At 41.4% G+C, this 18607-nt stretch carries 16 protein-coding genes; 7 read left to right on the forward strand and 9 right to left on the reverse strand.

Annotated elements, in window-relative coordinates; all coding sequences use genetic code 11:
• Positions 1 to 151 precede the first annotated feature (151 nt).
• The gene (gene smc / locus ABIN91_RS07240) at positions 152 to 3694 is read right to left on the reverse strand and encodes a chromosome segregation protein SMC (protein ID WP_348049988.1); all 3543 of its coding nucleotides are present in this window, start codon (positions 3692 to 3694) and stop codon (positions 152 to 154) included.
• Between the two features lie 209 nt (positions 3695 to 3903).
• Here smc and ABIN91_RS07245 point away from each other — a divergent pair, with 209 nt between their 5' ends.
• The gene (locus ABIN91_RS07245) at positions 3904 to 4542 is read left to right on the forward strand and encodes an NAD(P)-dependent oxidoreductase (protein ID WP_348049990.1); all 639 of its coding nucleotides are present in this window, start codon (positions 3904 to 3906) and stop codon (positions 4540 to 4542) included.
• Here the strand turns inward: ABIN91_RS07245 and ABIN91_RS07250 are convergent.
• The 5 genes from ABIN91_RS07250 to ABIN91_RS07270 form a co-directional block, all read right to left on the reverse strand.
• The gene (locus tag ABIN91_RS07250; RefSeq protein ID WP_348049992.1) at positions 4539 to 5261 is read right to left on the reverse strand and encodes an SDR family NAD(P)-dependent oxidoreductase; all 723 of its coding nucleotides are present in this window, start codon (positions 5259 to 5261) and stop codon (positions 4539 to 4541) included. The two genes, ABIN91_RS07245 and ABIN91_RS07250, sit on opposite strands and share 4 nt — an antisense overlap.
• 157 nt (positions 5262 to 5418) lie before the next feature.
• Positions 5419 to 6210 (reverse strand): PhzF family phenazine biosynthesis protein, encoded by a 792-nt coding sequence (locus tag ABIN91_RS07255; protein ID WP_348049994.1) that lies wholly within the window; start codon positions 6208 to 6210, stop codon positions 5419 to 5421.
• Between the two features lie 14 nt (positions 6211 to 6224).
• Entirely contained in the window at positions 6225 to 6884 is a 660-nt protein-coding gene (locus tag ABIN91_RS07260) for an ATP-binding cassette domain-containing protein (RefSeq protein ID WP_348049996.1), read from the reverse strand.
• Positions 6884 to 7204 carry a hypothetical protein gene (locus ABIN91_RS07265; RefSeq protein WP_348049998.1) on the reverse strand — a complete coding sequence of 107 codons (321 nt, stop codon included), beginning with the start codon at positions 7202 to 7204 and terminating at the stop codon, positions 6884 to 6886. The genes ABIN91_RS07260 and ABIN91_RS07265 overlap by 1 nt, the downstream gene beginning before the upstream one ends.
• A 114-nt stretch (positions 7205 to 7318) precedes the next feature.
• The gene (locus tag ABIN91_RS07270) at positions 7319 to 8179 is read right to left on the reverse strand and encodes an RNA polymerase sigma factor RpoD/SigA (RefSeq protein ID WP_348050000.1); all 861 of its coding nucleotides are present in this window, start codon (positions 8177 to 8179) and stop codon (positions 7319 to 7321) included.
• Positions 8180 to 8427: 248 nt separating this feature from the next.
• Here ABIN91_RS07270 and mgrA point away from each other — a divergent pair, with 248 nt between their 5' ends.
• The 6 genes from mgrA (at position 8428) to ABIN91_RS07300 (ending at position 16288) form a co-directional block, all read left to right on the forward strand.
• The gene (gene mgrA, locus ABIN91_RS07275) at positions 8428 to 9420 is read left to right on the forward strand and encodes an L-glyceraldehyde 3-phosphate reductase (RefSeq protein WP_348050001.1); all 993 of its coding nucleotides are present in this window, start codon (positions 8428 to 8430) and stop codon (positions 9418 to 9420) included.
• A 4-nt stretch (positions 9421 to 9424) separates the two neighbouring features.
• The gene (locus ABIN91_RS07280; RefSeq protein ID WP_348050003.1) at positions 9425 to 10447 is read left to right on the forward strand and encodes a Gfo/Idh/MocA family oxidoreductase; all 1023 of its coding nucleotides are present in this window, start codon (positions 9425 to 9427) and stop codon (positions 10445 to 10447) included.
• Positions 10448 to 10579: 132 nt separating this feature from the next.
• Positions 10580 to 11110, forward strand: a complete 531-nt coding sequence (locus tag ABIN91_RS07285; RefSeq protein WP_348050005.1) for a DUF2911 domain-containing protein — start codon at positions 10580 to 10582, stop codon at positions 11108 to 11110.
• Positions 11111 to 11563: 453 nt separating this feature from the next.
• Positions 11564 to 12148, forward strand: a complete 585-nt coding sequence (locus ABIN91_RS07290) for a hypothetical protein (RefSeq protein WP_348050007.1) — start codon at positions 11564 to 11566, stop codon at positions 12146 to 12148.
• A 393-nt stretch (positions 12149 to 12541) separates the two neighbouring features.
• On the forward strand, positions 12542 to 14500 hold the full coding sequence (locus ABIN91_RS07295; protein ID WP_348050009.1) for an SPFH domain-containing protein: 1959 nt from the start codon (positions 12542 to 12544) through the stop codon (positions 14498 to 14500).
• Positions 14501 to 14728: 228 nt separating this feature from the next.
• Positions 14729 to 16288 carry a glycoside hydrolase family 28 protein gene (locus ABIN91_RS07300; protein WP_348050011.1) on the forward strand — a complete coding sequence of 520 codons (1560 nt, stop codon included), beginning with the start codon at positions 14729 to 14731 and terminating at the stop codon, positions 16286 to 16288.
• A gap of 2 nt (positions 16289 to 16290) precedes the next feature.
• Here ABIN91_RS07300 and ABIN91_RS07305 read toward each other — a convergent pair whose 3' ends face one another.
• The 3 genes from ABIN91_RS07305 to ABIN91_RS07315 all read right to left on the reverse strand — a co-directional run bounded on the left by ABIN91_RS07305 (position 16291) and on the right by ABIN91_RS07315 (position 18554).
• Positions 16291 to 16602, reverse strand: coding sequence for a hypothetical protein (locus ABIN91_RS07305; RefSeq protein WP_348050013.1), 312 nt, complete (start codon positions 16600 to 16602; stop codon positions 16291 to 16293).
• A gap of 1 nt (position 16603) precedes the next feature.
• Positions 16604 to 17845, reverse strand: coding sequence for a multidrug effflux MFS transporter (locus ABIN91_RS07310; RefSeq protein WP_348050015.1), 1242 nt, complete (start codon positions 17843 to 17845; stop codon positions 16604 to 16606).
• Between the two features lie 88 nt (positions 17846 to 17933).
• A complete protein-coding gene (locus ABIN91_RS07315) occupies positions 17934 to 18554 on the reverse strand; it encodes a hypothetical protein (protein ID WP_348050017.1) in 621 nt (206 codons plus the stop codon).
• Positions 18555 to 18607: the final 53 nt, after the last annotated feature.

Genomic DNA, 18607 nt, shown 5'->3' on the forward strand with positions numbered 1-18607 from the left:
TGTCATTTCGAACGAGGTACGAGAGAGAAATCTTTTTCGCGCAGTAAGTCTACAGCAGACCAAGCACACGCAAAAAATTTCTCCCTTCGGTTCGAAATGACATCTTTATTTCGGGAAAATTGAATCTGCACATCCTCCATTTGCACATTAACTAATCCGCCAGTTCCCGCATATCAACAGGTACAACCCGTGATATACCTTGTTCAACCATCGTTACCCCGTAAATAATATCGGTACTGGCGATGGTTCTTTTGTTATGCGATACAATGATGAATTGCGAATCGGTAGAGAACTTCCGGATGATGTTATTGAACTTATCAATATTCGTATCATCCAACGGCGCATCAACCTCATCAAAAATACAGAAGGGGGCAGGCTTCAGCAGGTAAAGCGAAAACAGGATAGCCGTAGCCGTCAGTGTTTTTTCGCCACCCGATAGTTGATTGATAGATAATGGCCGTTTACCTTTAGGCTTGGCAATAATATCAATATCCGATTCTAAAGGATTATTCGGATCGCTCAATATCAGATCACAAGAATCTTCCTCATTAAACAACGAGCGGAATACCTTAATAAAATTCTCCCTAACCTGGGTAAAGGCCAGCATAAATTTTTCTTTAGCGGTATCGTCAATCTCCTGAATCGTAGCCAGTAATGATGCTTTCGCTTCGCTCAGGTCTTTCTTTTGTGCTTGGATAAACTCGTACCGCTGACTCATTTCCTGGTAAGCCTCAACTGCCATCGGGTTTATAGCGCCAAATTCTTCCAGTTGTTTTTTGAGCTTTTCGGTTTTATCGCGTAGCTCAACTTCGTTTTCATCCGGTGATATTTCTTCTTCCAGTAAGTCTTGTATGTCCACATTAAACTCAACTGATAGTCTTTCTTTTAAAGCGTTCAGTTCCAGTTTAAGGTTGTTCTTCTGGTCTTTCAATTCGTTCTCAATAGCCTCAGCGCTATCTTTGTTGCGTCTCAAATTGCTAATCTCGTTCTCGGCCAAGGTGATCTTTTCGCGGAAAGCATAATATTCCTGTTCGGCCAGCTGCGCGGCTTTTTCCAGCTCTTCACGGTTACCATACATTGCCAGCAGGTCATCATCCGAGTGGTCGCTCGTTTTCATGTTTTCCAAAATGGCAACCTTTACCTTATCTAATTCAGCTTTATTGAGCTGGATACGCTGGTCTAAATTGTCTTGCTGTATCTCGCGATAATCCAAGTCTTTCAACAAACCTGCTACCTTATTTTGTTGCTGATGGAAACCAATATTCTCCTGATTATACCGATTTGACCGAACTGATAAAGCTTCGGATAGTTCGGCAAAGGCCTCTTGCTTCTCAATCAGTAATTCGCCTTGTTCTAACTTCTGCGCCTTCAACTCAACAACTGATGGTAATAACTTTTGAGTTTCTTGCTGTATACTGTTTATCTTTTGCGCAATATCATCCTTGCGGTTACGGCTGCTCTCAATAAAAGTTTGGTATTGCTCGCGGCGTGTTTGTACGGTAACCAACTCGGTATTTAGTTGGTTTAATTCGTGTTGTTTCTGAGTTATCTCTGCTGTTTTGCCCGATGCCTTAAAGGTTGCCAAACGTAGCTGCAATTCTTCTATCTGGCTTTTGAATTTAATGATCCGGGTTTCGTGCAATTTAATTTCCTTAGCTAAATTCTCTAAATTTTTAGCCCGGCCAATACGCTTCCCCTCAAACAAACCAACCGAACCACCGGCCATGGTAAATTTAGATTTGCTGAATTTTCCGCTCATGCCCAGCACAATAATATTTTCCGGGATCTGCTGGTTATTCATATCCGTTTCACTTTGGTCGTTAACCAGATAAACGTTTTTGAGCAGGTAGGCGCACAGCGGATAATAACGCCTGTCCACCTCGATCACATCCAAAGCCGAAGTCCAATTAGCCGGGTGCGTAAACTCTTGTGAAATGTTCTCGGCCGGGTAATTACTTAAAATAAAAAACTGTGCCCGCCCCCTTGCCGATTTACTAAGTAGATTGATCGCGCTTATGGCCTCATCATAATTCTCCACCACATAGTGGTTCATCAAGGGCTCTAAATAATTCTCTATCGCTATCCGGTAATCTTCGCGGCAAAATAATACATCGCTAAACAAGGGCGCATTCCTACCCCAATCGCTATTCTTTTTCAAAAAACGGATCGATTCCGGGAAACCCTCCAAATTATCAACCATACTTTTGGTCAGGTTGTATTCGTTTTGCTTGGCATCAACCTTCCGGCTTTCTTGCGTTAAAGTATCTTTAGTCGTATTCAGTTCAGCTTCGGTAGTAAGCAATTGCTCTTTTAATGCCTGCTCAAAATCTACAAGTGTTTGGTATTCAATAGCCAGCGTTCCGGCACGTGTTTCCAAATCACCAATAGCTTCGTTAAAGCTGCTCAGTTCGGCTTCTTTATTGTCAGCATCCTCCATATTACGCAAACTTTCCTGCTCCAAAGCCTGTTGCTGAATTTGTAGAATATCGAGGTCTTTCTCTGTTTTGTAGATCTGGTTTTGTAGCCGGTTATTAATGTTGATGATCTCGTCCAATTCTGCTTTGGCACTCGCCTGATCTTGCCGCGAATCATCAACCACAGTTTTTAATTCGGCGAGGTTTAATCGCAGTGTTTCAAGCTTTTCTTCTTCCTGTAGTTTTTCTTCCGATAAACGCTTGATGTTATACAATACGTGATTAAGCTGATTGGTATCTTTATCCAACTCTTCGCTCAACCGCGCTTCTTTATCTTTTTGAAACTTAAGCTGCTCGTTTTTTACCTTCTTCTCGCTCTCATAAGCCCTTATCTTAGCTACGTATTCATTAGTAGCCTTTTGCTGAACTGACAGGTTTTTTTCCTTAGTCAAACTATCCAGTTTTTGCTGTTGCAAACTGGCTTCCAGTTTATCAATATGTGTTACTATCGCCGATTTTTCTACCGATTGCTTTTGCTCCAGATCTTCTATCTGCTTCAGCGATTCACTGAACGAAGCAATCCGCATCGAAGCCAGTATAATGCTAATCATTTTATACTGCTCCTTTAACTTGTTATAACGTTCAGCTTTCTTGGCTTGGTTCTCTAAAGTTTTCAGGTTCTTTTCTATCTCAAAAAGCAAGTCCTCAACCCGTTCCAGATCGGCCTCGGTTTCTTTAAGCTTATTAAAAGTTTGCTTTTTGCGAAGTTTGTATTTGGATATGCCCGATGCCTCCTCAAATAAAGTACGGCGGGAGTTTTCTTTGTTGGAGATGATCTCTTCTATCATCTTCAACTCGATGATAGAGTATGAGTCGGAGCCAACGCCCGTATCCAGAAACAGATCGGTAATATCTTTTAAGCGGCATTGCACATCGTTCAGGCGATATTCGCTCTCCCCGGTACGGTAAAGCTTACGAGTTAAAGTGACCTGCGAAAACTCGGTAGGCAGTATATTCTTGGTGTTATCAAAAGTTAAGGATACTTCGGCAAGATTACCGGGCTTGCGGCTCTTACTTCCGTTGAAGATCACGTTCTCCATTTTTTCGGAGCGCAGGGCACGGGTACTCTGCTCGCCCAATACCCACCGGATAGCATCAACAACATTTGATTTTCCACAGCCATTAGGGCCAACAATGGCAGTAATGCCTTCGTTGAAATTAATGGTGATCTTATCACCAAAACTTTTAAACCCTTTAACCTCTAACCGTGTAAGCTGCATCCTGTATTAAACTCTCAACTGTGTCATTGCGAGGAACGAAGCAATCGAACGTAGAAAGGCAAACCTGCTCAGTTCGCGATTACTTCGTACCTCGCAATGACAATTATCATATCAGATTTTGAAATTAACGATTTGCTTTTATTTAATTAAATAAAACTTTTGCGCCGCAAATTTATTTACTCTCTGAATACTTTTCAAACCAGAACACCATGAAAATAGCCGTATTTGGAGCTGCCGGACGAATAGGAAGCCGCATAATAACCGAAGCACTTAACCGGGGCCATGATGTTACCGCCGTAGTACGCAAGCCCGAAACCTATATCGTGATACATGAGCATTTGAAGGTTGCCAAAGGGGATATCTTTGAATCGCAAAGTATAGAGGGCGCCGTGTTTGATCACGATGCCGTAGTTAGCGCTTACAGCCCAACAGGAGGTGCTGCACCATCAACATTATTTGAACTGGTATTACCTTTAACCGCCGGATTGAAACAAGCTGGCGTAAAACGTTTGCTTGTGGTAGGAGGGGCAGGTAGTTTAGAAGTTGCACCGGGGATACAGGTTGTAGACACCCCAAATTTTCCGGCGGAATTTAAAGCGGTAGCCTTAGCGCATCGTGATGCGCTTAAAGCCTGGCAAAAAGTAGATGAAATTGACTGGACCTACGCCAGCCCATCCGCCTTTATTGAGCCCGGTGCACGTACCGGGAAATTCCGCACGGGTACAACGCAACTATTAACAGATGAACAAGGCAACAGCAAAATCTCGATGGAAGACTTTGCCATTGCCATATTGGATGAAATTGAGAACCCTCAATTTATTAAACAACAGTTTACTGTTGGGTATTAAGCCGGGTTCATCATATTAAAATAAGCTTTTAGTTCTTCGGCGCTGGCGTTGGCCCGGGTTTCTGTTGTTCCAAAGGTGAGTTCTGTTTTTTCATCTTTTAACTGTTGGAAGATAGATTCGATAAACTCACTTACAGGCGGTGCCTGGGTATGTAAGCCAACACCGCCTAAGTCTGTGTTTAAAGCCGGTGGTATGGCTTCTATCACTTCAATATTTTCTCTCAATAAATAACGCAGCGACTGCGTAAACGAACGGAGAAATGCTTTAGTTGCCGAGTACACTGGTATTTTTGCAAATGGCGCAAAAGCTAAACCCGATGTAACATTAATAATTGTTGTTAGGGCATCAAGCTTAACGAACAGCGATATCAGGTGCAGCGGAGCTTCAATATTTGTGACGATCTCTGCTTTAGCGCGTTCAAAAAAGTCTTCACTATCAACTCCCATCCATTGCTGAATGCCTGCGTTATTGACCAATACGTTTAAATCCGGATGTTCGGCAGCTATCCAGTTGTAAAGCTCAACACGTTCTGTTTCGTTCGATAAATCACAAACCTTAGTAATTACCAATGGGTATTTATCGGCAACCTCTTTCAATACAGATTCCCGTCGTCCACAGATAATTACGGTATTACCTTCATGAATAAATCTTTCGGTAAAGCCCAGGCCAATGCCACTTGCACCACCTGTTATTAAAATTTTATTATTGGCTAATTTCATTTTGTTGCTTTGTTATTTGATAACAAAGGTGGCACCAAAACAAGTTAACCTGTTTGCGAAAATCAATCCACAGTTTGCAAAATTCAAATCATTATATAAGCTGAAAGCTCAAAGCAAAAGATTAAAGCTTTGCGGGCTTTGTGCTTTCAGTTTTTCGCTAAATGTAGATCTCGCCCTTCAAATAAGTAACCGCCTTACCACTCATCAAAACCCGGTCACCCTTGTTTGTACACCATAACTCACCTTTGCGGGATGAGATCTGAAAGGCGTGTAACTCGTCCTTCTCCAGCATTTCGGCCCAGTAAGGTATCAAATTACAATGTGCCGAACCTGTAACAGGGTCCTCATTAATACCCGCCGCAGGGGCAAAAAATCGCGATACAAAATCAACATCATCGCTATCACCTTCGGCAGTAATAATCACACCGATGGTGTCTATTTTAGCTAAAGCGTTGAAATCGGGTTGCAACTCACGCACATCTTCTTCGGTTTCGTAAACCACAAAATAGTCGCGGCCCTTTAAAACTTCAACAGGTATTTTACCACCTAATGCTTTGATCAGGTCCATTGGCAAAGCAACCGGCTCAGGTGGCCTTGAGGGGAAATCTAAAGTGTATCTGTCGCCTTCTTTAGTCACGGTAAGCACACCCGCCTTCTGCGTTTCAAAACGGATCACATCATCTTCGTAACCTAGCTCGGTAAATAAAATATGGGCACTGGCTAAAGTAGCATGGCCGCAAAGGTCAATTTCTAATTCAGGAGTAAACCAGCGAAGACTGTAGCCATCGGCAGTTTTAACAAAGTAGGCTGTTTCGGCAAGGTTGTTTTCAGCGGCTATCTTCTGCATCATTTCGGCAGGCAGCCATTCGGTTAGCGGACAAATTGCTGCCGGGTTACCACCAAAAAGCTGGTCGGTAAAAGCATCGGCCTGGTAAATAGGTATCGTCATGATGGTATGGATTATTAAGCGCTAAGATAACCGTAAGTTACCAAATCATCGCGATTAGTGATTATTTGAGTGTAACCATTATTTAATAAAAGTAACCTGTCGCTCACTTCCAATACGTTTTTATAATAATGATCGGTAATAATAATGCCACGCGTTTTTGACCGGGATGAAATGATCCCCTTAAACTCTTCAACCTGAATAGGCGAGATATGCGTAAACGGTTCATCCAGCAAAATGAATTTAGCCTTGCTGTAAAGTACCATCAGCATTTCCAACTGCCGCCATTCCCCACCGGATAGATCGCTTACGGTTTTATTATAATGTGTTTGATATACCGGGTAATTGGCAAACTCATCCCATACCAATGGGTCAATTATTTGTTTAGCCAGGTTAATTATCTTAATGCCATTTGGTAAGTAATGGTGCTGCGGCAGATAAGCGATCTGGTTATTCATATAACCTTTGTTCACAAATACATCATCAATGGCAACATACTTATGCGTTGGCGTAACCGAGCCAAATATTATTTTTAATAAAGTTGATTTACCACAACCGTTCCGGCCCAACAAACCTAATACTTCGCCTTGTTTGCATTGTAAATAAACACCTTGCAGTATTTTATGACCATCAAAATCTATCTCAATGCTGTCGGCTCTAAGTATCGAATTATCCATCAGCTTAACAGATTATAAAAAAGCAACAGTAGGGTATAAATACCAAAATCGATAACTAAAACCTGTAAGTATAATTTAAGCACAGAAACACCCGCATTGCGATAATAAAAATATACATTTTGTAGCATGGTATATTGATAACCTGCGCTTACTGCATAGCCTGCAAGTTTTAGCAGGGAGGTAACTACCACATTGTTGAACCCCATATTAGCGTGCCAACCATTAGTGCTAATAAAATAAACCGAGAATAAGCTTAACGCTATATTCAAAATAAACAGTGGCTTGTAAAATATCAGAATAAGACGGCGGTTGGTCCACATGCAACTAATGTAAATCAATATCAGATAAGTTTATCAGCCTATTAAAAATTTAACATTTGTTAACGTGGCTCATAAGCAAAAAAGCCTTCCCGATGTTTGGTAAGGCTTTCGATATTATCCTAAATATGATTTTAAAATCTTGCTTCGCGATGTGTGCCTTAAACGTTGCAGGGCTTTATCTTTAATTTGTCTTACACGCTCGCGGGTGAGGTTGAATTTCTCGCCTATCTCTTCTAACGAGAATGGGCTGTTTGCTCCTAAACCAAAAAATAACGTTACAATTTCGCGCTCACGCTCGGTTAATGAGGATAGCGAACGCCTGATCTCTTCGGCCAGCGATTCATTTATTAAATTGGAATCCGTATTAGGCTCGTGATTATCTAATACATCCAGTAAGGTATTTTCTTCCCCGGTTACAAATGGTGCATCCATAGATACATGGCGGCCCGAATTACTTAAGGTATCTGATATTTTTTCAACCGTGGTTTCTAATGTATCGGCCAATTCTTCGGGCGATGGCTCGCGCTCAAATTCCTGCTCCAGTTTGCTAAAGGCTTTGCTTATTTTACTTAACGAACCTACCTGGTTCAAAGGCAAACGCACAATGCGCGATTGCTCGGCAATGGCCTGTAATATAGACTGGCGAATCCACCATACGGCGTACGATATAAATTTGAAGCCCTTGGTTTCGTCAAAACGTTTGGCGGCTTTAATTAAACCTAAGTTACCTTCGTTGATCAGATCGCCTAAGGTTAAACCCTGATTTTGATATTGCTTAGCTACCGAAACAACAAAACGGAGGTTGGTTTTAGTTAAGCGCTCTAAGGCTACCTGGTCGCCCTCTCTGATCTTTTGCGCCAGAATTACTTCTTCCTCGGCAGTGATCAGGTCAACCTTTCCTATCTCGTGCAAATACTTATCTAATGATTGCGACTCACGGTTAGTAATGGATTGGGTTATTTTAAGTTGTCTCATTTATGGAATATACGTCTATCCTGAATTTAGTTATACTACAAATAATACTATGAAAATCCCGCTAAAAAATAACATTTGCAAGTTTGTTGTAATATTTTTTCTTCAAGATTTTAACATTATAAGCAAATATGTTTAAATAACAGTAAGTGAATATTTTAGCATGTTTATAACGGCAGTTTACAATAAATCAGGATAGTTTTATTCTAATTAAATTCTAATTTTACGGTCTGCAACAACGCATTAAATCTATGTCTTATACTCCAGCTTCTGATAGATATTCAAACATGTTATACCGTCGCTGTGGTAAAAGCGGCATCAAACTTTCGGCCATATCACTTGGCCTGTGGCACAACTTTGGCGATGTGGACGTAATGGATAACTACCGCAAAACGCTGTATACAGCCTTTGATAACGGCATTACCCACTTCGATCTGGCTAATAATTATGGACCGCCGCCGGGTTCGGCCGAAATTAACTTTGGCAGGATATTGAAAGAAGATTTTGCCACCCACCGCGATGAACTGATCATATCAACCAAAGCCGGTTATTATATGTGGGAAGGCCCTTACGGCGAATGGGGTTCAAAAAAGAACCTGGTTGCCAGCCTGAATCAAAGCTTGAAACGTATGGGTCTGGAATATGTAGATATCTTCTACCATCATCGCCCCGATCCGGATACCCCACTCGAAGAAACCATGGCCGCGCTTGATCTTATCGTTCGGCAGGGTAAGGCTTTGTATGTTGGGATATCTAACTACAAACCAAAAGAAGCTGCCGAAGCGATCCGGATATTAAAAGAGTTAGGTACGCCATGTTTAATCCACCAGCCTAAATATTCCATGTTTGAGCGTTGGGTTGAAACTGAAGGGTTACTGGATGTTTTGGAGGCCAACGGTGTGGGCTGTATCCCATTTTCACCCTTAGCGCAAGGGTTGTTGACCAATAAATATTTAAAAGGTATCCCGTCAGATTCGCGCGTAGCAAAAGGTGTAGGCTTTTTAACCGAGAATAATATTACCGAAGAAAGGCTATCTCAAATTAAACAATTGAATGATATTGCTTTAGAACGCGGTCAATCATTAGCGCAAATGGCCTTAGCCTGGATATTGAAAGATGAGCGCGTAACCACTGTACTCATCGGCGCAAGCAAACCTGACCAACTGAAAGACTCGTTGAAATGCCTGGATAATATCAAGTTCAGCGCTGAAGAATTAGCAAGAATAAAAGCGATATTAAAGTAGAGAAATGCAAGACAACGAATCAACAAATCAACCAATCGACCAATCAACCATAACATGGGGTATTATAGGTTGCGGCGATGTGACCGAAGTGAAAAGCGGCCCCGCATTTAACAAGGTAGAGGATAGTGAACTGATAGCCGTAATGCGCCGCGATGCCAGCAAGGTTATTGACTATGCCGAACGCCATAACGTAGGCAAATGGTACACCGATGCCAACGAGTTAATGAGCGACCCGGAAATTAATTCCGTTTACATAGCCACGCCGCCATCATCGCATAAAGATTATGCTATTGAAGCGTTAAAACGCGGCCTGAATGTTTACGTAGAAAAGCCAGTAACCCTAAACGCTGCCGAAGCCGAAGAGATCGCGGAAGCATTGAAAAATTCTACAGCTAAACTAAGCGTGGCGCACTATCGCAGGGCAGTGCCCATGTTTTTGTATGTGAAAGATCTGCTGGATAAGGGAGCCATTGGCGATATCCGCACCGTGCAGATCAAAATGTGGCAGGCGCGTAAACCGCAATTGGTTGCCGAGAATGAAAACAACTGGAGGGTAGACCCGGCGCAATCAGGTGGTGGTTATTTTCATGATCTGGCCCCGCACCAATTGGATCTGATGCTCTACTTTTTTGGCGAGCCTAAACAAATGTATGGCCTGTCATTAAACCAAGCTGGTTTAAGCGCGGCTGATGATCATGTTGCCGGATTAGCCTTGTTTGAAAACAACATCACCCTAAATGGTTCGTGGAGTTTTAATGTGGATGACGAAGATCAAATAGATGAGTGTATGATAGTGGGCAGTGCAGGCAGCATTAGTTTCCCATTCTTTGGTAAAACGGTGATCTGGCATAACGATGAGGAAGACGATATCCAGGTTATTGATTTTGTTCACCCGGAGCATATTCAGCAGCCTATGATAGAGCGTGTGGTGAAATATTTTGAAGGCAAAGGCGAAAACCTGTGCTCTATTAACGATGCCATTATTGTAATGAAAATGATTGATGCCTTTACAGGTAGTATCAAGTAGTTAGTATCAAGTATCAAGATCATTGTTTGATTTGATATTAGATTTCGATTATCATTCAAAATACTTGCGACTTGATACTCGCTACTTGATACAAATCACTAATTTTATATTACCAATTAAAAACTCAATTCCATGAAAAAGTTACTTTTCTTATTCCTGCTTACAGCAAGTTCAATAAGCGCGTTCAATGCTTCGGCGCAAAAAAAGGCCGAGGACAAAAGTAAAAGACCAAGTCCGCCGGATAGCGCAATGGTAACTACCAAGAGCGGTGTTACTATTAAAATTAATTATGGTTCTCCATCCGTAAAAGGCCGTGCCGTTGGCGGTAACGAGATTGCAACCTATGGTAAAATATGGCGCACCGGCGCTAACGAAGCTACCGTTTTTGAGGTAAGCAAAGATGTAATGATAGAAGGTAAAACGTTGCCTGCCGGTAAATACGGTTTGTACTCTGTTCCTGGCGAAAAAAAGTGGATCATCGTTTTCAACAAAACCTGGAACCAGTGGGGTACCAAATACACCGAAGCCGATGATGCCCTGCGCGTAACCGTTGACACAGATAAAGCGCCAACCTTTACTGAGCGTTTAAAATTTACTGCCGATAAAAGCGGAAAAGTAAGTTTTATGTGGGGCGATGTGATGGTGAGCTTTAAGGTGAAATAAGATTTTTTTAAGGCCTGTATTTGATACAGGCCTTTTTTGTATAGTGACTGCGGTGTAATGAAAAATAATGAACAGTAAATTGCTGAGTAAGGTTGGGATTAAAACAGTTGTAGGCTTGTCGATATTACTTTTTGTTTTAATAACATTGTTTACTGGCCAGTATCATAGTGTGAGTGATGGTTTTAATATATATGGTTTTCCATTTACATTTTATCAAACCACATCTGGTAAATGTGGCGAATGTAATTTGGCAAATTGGTTTGATAAGCTATATTTTATAATTGATTTAGTTTTATGTTTTTTGTTAACATGGCTGATTGTGAAGTTGATTAAGTATAGTAGAACTATTTGAGCTTAGTTTTTGTAATGTAGCATATAATAAATCAGATAAGAAAACTATTCAGCCTATTAATTGTAAGTTATTTAAAAACCCAATATATCATAACTACTGCTATGGTAAATCGTATCATCATAATTATCTTGCTTTTGTTTGCTGCCCCGGAGGCAATGGCGCAAAAGTTTGTAGTGCCCTTAAATTATCAACTACATGATGAGCAGGATTACCTGAAATATCAACCCGATGTTTTAAAAGCCATTGATTGGTTTCAGCAAACACCCTGGAACGAAAAACGCCTTGAGCGTACACAGGTAAGTGAGTTTTTAATGGCCTGGATAGAAGGATGCCCCTACGTGACTGTTGAAACATCCGACGATATTAACGAACTGGGTGATAATAATAACGATCTGCTGGTAGCTTACCTTGGCGGCTACACCAAATACCTATTGCTTAATTCGGAACTCTCGTTTAAAAATGATGCCCGCATGGCGGGGATGAAAGCTTTATTTGCCAAATACGAGAAGGATAAAGCTTTTAAGTCCGATAAAAAAGTAGAGGAACTGATGAACCTGGATCAGAAAGCTTTACAGGACTGGTTGTCTGCACAGCTGGATGATGGTCCTGCTCCTTTCAATGAACCATTTTCGGAACACCCCTTACGAACACGTAATTTAAATTACAATTTTAATAAGGGTTTTTAAGAAGTAGCAAAAATTATCTTACAATTTCCCCCTTAAAGGTTATTGTGGTTATTCAGTTTTTACGATAATTATAGTTATGGTAATCGGCTTTCTGCCCTTTGGTGATGCTTGTTTAAAATTTTGATGCTCTTTACCCATTTTTGGGCAGAAAATTGGGATAATCCACCTCTCAATCCTCTTAGGATAGATTCATGCTGGAAGTCACCTCTGCCCATTTATTGCATAATTTATAATTATAGACTTTTTTTTGCCTTAAGTTTCATTTGTTTTTTGCTACAATAATATTTTTTGCACTTATTAAAATAAAGTGTGATGCAGACGGTTTGAGTGCAATTTACTTGCAGAATAGTGTACTTATATAGTACTTGGTACCAACTTAAATCTAATAAAAATATGAATATTGTAGCTGTTTATTGGTGGGTTATCATACCCATTTTATGTGTCTTATTTTACAAAACTATCCTGCGCATCATCTTTGGTATGGTGATCGTCCCTGAAGACAGGATCGGTTTAGTTATCAAAAAATTCGTCCTGTTTGGTCCCGATAAGGAACTGCCCGACGGCCGTATCATTGCCACCAAGGGCGAGGCCGGTTACCAGGCCAAAGCACTTGCGCCGGGTTTGTACTGGTTTATGTTTCCATGGCAATATAGTATCCAGTTGGAAGCTTTTACGGTTATCCCGGAAGGTAAAATAGGTTTGGTGCTTTCAAAGGATGGCGCCGAAATACCTACAGGGAATATACTGGGCCGCAAGGTTGATTGCGATAACTTTCAGGATAGTGAGAAATTTTTACTGAATGGCGGCCAGAAGGGTAGGCAAACTGCCATTATTACTGCCGGTACCTACCGTATTAACACCCAGGCCTTTTCGGTTACGGTGTCTGACATGACGGTGATCCGTGAAAACATGGTGGGTATTATCACCATGATGGATGGTATGCCTATTACACAAGGCCAGATAGCTGGTAAGCATGTGGAAGGGCACAATAACTTTCAGGATATTGATGCCTTTTTGATCAACGGTGGTAACAAGGGTTTGCAACCACAAATTATTCTGGCAGGTTCGTACAACGTGAACAAATGGGCGGTACAACTTGAAGAGATCCCGATGACGGATGTACCCATCGGTTACGTGGGTGTGGTGATATCGTACATCGGCGAGGACGGGAAAGATATGACCGGCGACTCATTTAAGCACGGTAACATCGTGGGTAGGGGTTTCCGTGGTGTATGGATGGAACCGCTTGGTCCGGGTAAATACCCTATCAATACCTTCACCATGAAAATGGAACTGGTGCCAACCACCAACCTGGTATTAAACTGGGCCAATGCAAGGAGCGAATCGCACAACCTGGACAGGAATTTGAGTACTATCACTGTACGTTCAAAAGATGGTTTCCCATTCAATTTGGACGTGGCCCAGATCATCCACATCCCGGCTAATGAAGCGCCAAAGGTTATTGCCCGTTTCGGTAGCATGCTGAACCTGGTATCGCAAGTGTTGGAGCCAACTATTGGTAACTACTTCCGTAACTCGGCTCAGGATAGTGATGTGATCTCGTTCTTAACTTCCCGTAAGGAAAGGCAGGAATCGGCTAAAGATCATATCAAAATCGTTCTCGACGAATATAACGTGAACGCCGTGGATACCCTGATTGGTGACATTGTGCCACCGGAAGCTTTGATGAAAACCTTAACCGACCGAAAGATTGCTTATGAACAGGAAAAGACTTACGAAACACAAAAAATGGCCCAGGTACAACGCCAGGGTGTAGAAAAGGAAACCGCTATTGCCGAGATCCAAAAAGAAGTGGTAAAGGCCCAACAAAGTGTTGAGATAGCTCAACGCACTGCCGACGCAGCCGTTAAAAAATCGGAAGGTGAGGCTACCAGCTTGAAATTGCAGGTTAACGCCGAAGCCGCCGCAACAAAAATGCGTGCCGAGGCAGAAGCTGAAGCCACCCGTTTACGTGCCGGTGCACAAGCCGAATCAACCAAGTTGAATGCTTCCGCGGATGCTGAACGCATTTCGAAAACAGGTTTGGCCGAAGCCGAAAAGATCATGGCGATAGGTAAATCAACCGCCGAAGCCTACGAATTGCAGGTTAAGGCTATGGGTAATGATAACTTTACCAAGTTTAAGATCACCGAAGAAATAGGTAAGGGCCATATCAAGGTTATCCCTGATGTACTGATAGGCGGGAATGGTGGTGCCGATGGACCCATCAGTGGTTTATTAGGTTTGAAATTGATGGAGATGATGGATACTGAAAAGTTCCCGGTTAAGGAAAGCAGGAAATTACCTGTCGCTGATACCGATAAACCAGCAGATAAATCTGATAAGAAATAATACTGCTAAGTCGCCCCGAATAAGGGCGACTTATTTTTAAACGCGTCATTGCGAGTTTGTCAACAGGCTCGCAGTGGCGCGTTTTTGTATCAGCTATTTTACGTCATCGTTGCCGGGAACGATTGCATAAATAAATAGCTCAATATCAGGTATTCTTCATTGAAAACTATGTAGCATTGCCATAAGTAAGATGGATTAACCGCCCATTATAAAAACAAACCATCAGTTATGAAAAAGAACAAGCTCACTTTATTGGCCATTTTGCTATGTTGTACAACAGCGTTTGCGCAAGAGCAAACCGAGCACGATATGATGTGGTACGTTAATAATGCCCCTTTTAAAATGGGTACTATAGCCGAGCCAAAATTTGCCGATAAAACATTTAACATTAAAAGCTATGGCGCAGTTGGCGATGGACAAACCTTGAATACCGAAGCCATTTCGAAGGCTATTAACGCCTGCTCAACAGCAGGTGGGGGAGTAGTACTCATCCCGCCGGGCTTGTGGTTAACCGGCCCGATAGAATTAAAAAGCAATGTTAATTTACATGCCGCTACGGGCGCATTGGTGATATTTAGTTCAGATCATTCTTTATTTACTGTTAGCGGCGGCCGTGGTAAGCCACAGTTGTATGGCGAAAAGCTGGAAAATGTGGCTATAACCGGTGGAGGTGTTTTTGATGGCGCGGGTGATACCTGGCGGCCACTGAAAAAAAGTAAGGCCGCACCAACGCTATGGAACGATTTGACAAAATCGGGTGGAGCATTAACTAAAGAGGGCGACATGTGGTACCCTACCAAAGAAGGAATGGCTGATGACCGCCTGCGCCCTATTATGGTAGTGATAAGTAGCAGCAAGAATGTTTTGATTGATGGGCCAACCTTTAAAAACTCTCCTAATTTTGCTTTTAACCCTAAAAGTATTACTAACCTCATTATCCGCAACGTAAAGATCGAGAATGAATACTATGCCCAAAATGGAGATGCTATTGACCTCTCGACTTGCAAAAACGCTATAGTTTATCATTGTACCGTACATGCGGGCGATGATGGGATCTGCATGAAATCGAGCGGGGCGAAGGACAAAAGTACTGCAGCTTTAGAGAATATTATTATAGCCGAAAACATTGTTTACCATGCACATGGTGGTTTTGTTATAGGCAGTAACACCGATGGCGGCATGAATAACATCTGGGTAACCAATAACAACTTTGTAAATACCGATATCGGCATCCGTGTGAAAAGTAACGAGGGCCGTGGCGGCTTGGTGCACAATGTTTACATCGATCATATTTATATGCGCGATATTTTGAACGAGGCCATTTTGATCAGTAGTTATTATGAGGATAAAAGGCCCGGATCAGCCCCGCAGGCTCCGGTAACCGCGTCTGATAAAACACCTAACTTTCAGGATTTTCACATCAGCAATGTGTATTGTAATAGCGCTAAAATAGCTATTTCTATTATTGGCTTACCACAAATGCCGGTAAGTAAAATTGATTTTACCGATGTAACCATATCGGCAAATAAAGCGGTTTGTATTATAGAGGGAGCGGATCTCACTCTTAAAAATGTAAAGATCATTTCGCCGGATAAAACAGTTTTTACGCTGAATAATTCGCGTAATATTAGCCTTAGCAATATAAGTTTTAATGCCGATGCCAGCAGTTTTATATCCGCCGAAGGTGCTACAAGCGGTGTTGTAGTAAGTGGAACAAACATTAGCAAACTATCCAATGCTGTTAAATTAGGCAGCGGAGTACCTAAAAGCGCTGTTGTAATTAAATAGTGCTATTTGATCAAGTGTGATATTCGGATAAATACAGTGATGCCATAAACTATCAGCACCACTGTATTTACAACCAAAAGCCAGTTTAAATCGGGTTTGCTATATTTTTTAATGGTGCAAATAATTAACAAGGTAATAAATCCCAATATCAGTAAGATAGGGTAGACTAATACCCATTTATTGTTGGTGGTGAGGTAAATGCCCTGCAATTGTTTGTCAATTGAGCTGCCCGTAAATACGGGGACCAATGCCAATAAAATGAGGAATAAAAATAACCTGACAACTACTTTGGCTGCTATCTGACTTGCCTTCATATTATTCTACGCCTAATAAATGTTCCGGATCGGCTTGTACTAATTGTTTTTTGCTGAGTATCCGGCCACCGGTAAAAATAAGAATTGAGCCCAATATTGCACAAAAAGCCATAATGCCCGTCATGGGTAAGGCTGTACTATGATAGGCAGTGCTTAAAATACTCACCAACGCCGATGCTATCGATCCGATACCCATCTGCAAAAAACCCATCAATGCCGATGCGCTGCCCGCCTGTTTAGCAAATGGCGCCAAGGATAAGGCCGAAGCATTTGGCGATATAAAGCCCTGGCAACATAAAAACAAGAAAATGAGTAAAATCATTTCCATCTCATTGATCCAGCCTTTAAATGTAAGTGCAAATAAAACCACGCCTATAAAACTTTGGACAAACAGTGCTATTTTGATTATCTGTTCGCTTTTAAACTTGCGCAGTAACAGGCTGTTAATCTGGCTTGAGCCAATCAATCCGGCGGCGATAAAGGCGAATATCCAGCCAAAGTGTTTTTGACTGGTATGGTAAAACCCGATAAACACATTAGACGATCCGGAAAGGTAAGCATACTGGCTTGCAGATGCTATACCACCGGTAATGGCATAAATATAAAATTGGGGTTGTTTAAATACGCTGTAAAAGTTAACTATAATGGGTAATGGTTTTAATGAAAGTTTTACATCGGGCTCCCTGCCTTGCGGGAGCCAGTAAAGACAACCTGCTAATATTATTATTGCGATAGCGGTAAGCACAATAAACACCCAATGCCAGCCAAACCATGAGCTAATGTATCCACCAACAGTAGGCGCTATCATCGGCGAAAGCGCGACAACTAAAAGCAATAACGAAAATACTTTGGCAATATCCCCAACGGGGAAAAGATCTCTTACCAAGGCCCTTGCCGCAACCATGCCCGCGCAACTGCCCAATGCTTGTAACAAGCGCATCACGATCAACGTTTCGGCAGATTTGGTAACCGCGCAACCTAAGGATGCTACGATATATACAACTAAGCCAATATACAAAGGCTTTTTCCGCCCAAAGCGGTCAAGTAAAGGTCCGTATAATAATTGCCCTACAGATATGCCTATGAAATAACTGGTTAATGATAATTGGATGCGTTCTACAGATGTACCCAGATCTTTAGCGATAGCCGGGAATGCGGGCAGATACATGTCGATAGAAAATGGACTTAGCGCGGTAAGTGTTCCTAAAACCAGTATCAGAATAATGTATCGTCGTCTATCCAAAGCGCAAGTTTTAATATTTGCCGCAAAGATAGCCACACCGCTTTGACTCGCCTACTTTATTTAAAAATAGAGTTTATGCAACTGGTTATTATAAAAAGGTTACATCGGTTATTTCTTTCACTTTGTAATAGCCTTTTGCTACAGGTAAATACACTTCGATTTCCTGCCATTTAATAGTTACTTTTTTACCAATGCTTGTGGTTATACCATTAATTAGTTTTTCTGAGCCTGCAAATTGCCTTAACCATAAAAAAGATTTCTCAGCACCATTGTTATTAATTACTAGATAATTAAATCCTTTATTATCAATGCGCTTTAATATGCCTGTTGTCGAGCTGTTTACATTATTGTTGTTAGAAATTTCTTTTTCAGCCATGAATTTAGACAGTTGTACAAATCCAGGACATTGATTTTTCATAAGGGTTAATGCTAAATTTATCCCCAACTTTTTCATTGCCTCCAAATCTGTCATATCTGCATTTTGTTCTTCCGATAACGCAATAAGCAAATCTGAATGTTGATTGATACAGTCTGTATAAAAAGCTACAGCCTCTTCTTTATTGGTCACTTTTAACAGGTCTTTATGTACCAAGCAATCGCAGATCGTATCAGCAAGTTTCTTTTCAGCAGGGCCTATAATTCTGGTTTGGGCAAATAAACTTTGAGTTATGGCCACAAGTAAGCCAAAAAGTAAAAAGGTTTTTTTCATGAAAAATATTTGAACAAAAGTAATATTTAAGTTAAAAAACTACATAAGTAATA

This window comes from Mucilaginibacter sp., from assembly GCF_039921305.1.
GTDB lineage: Bacteria > Bacteroidota > Bacteroidia > Sphingobacteriales > Sphingobacteriaceae > Mucilaginibacter.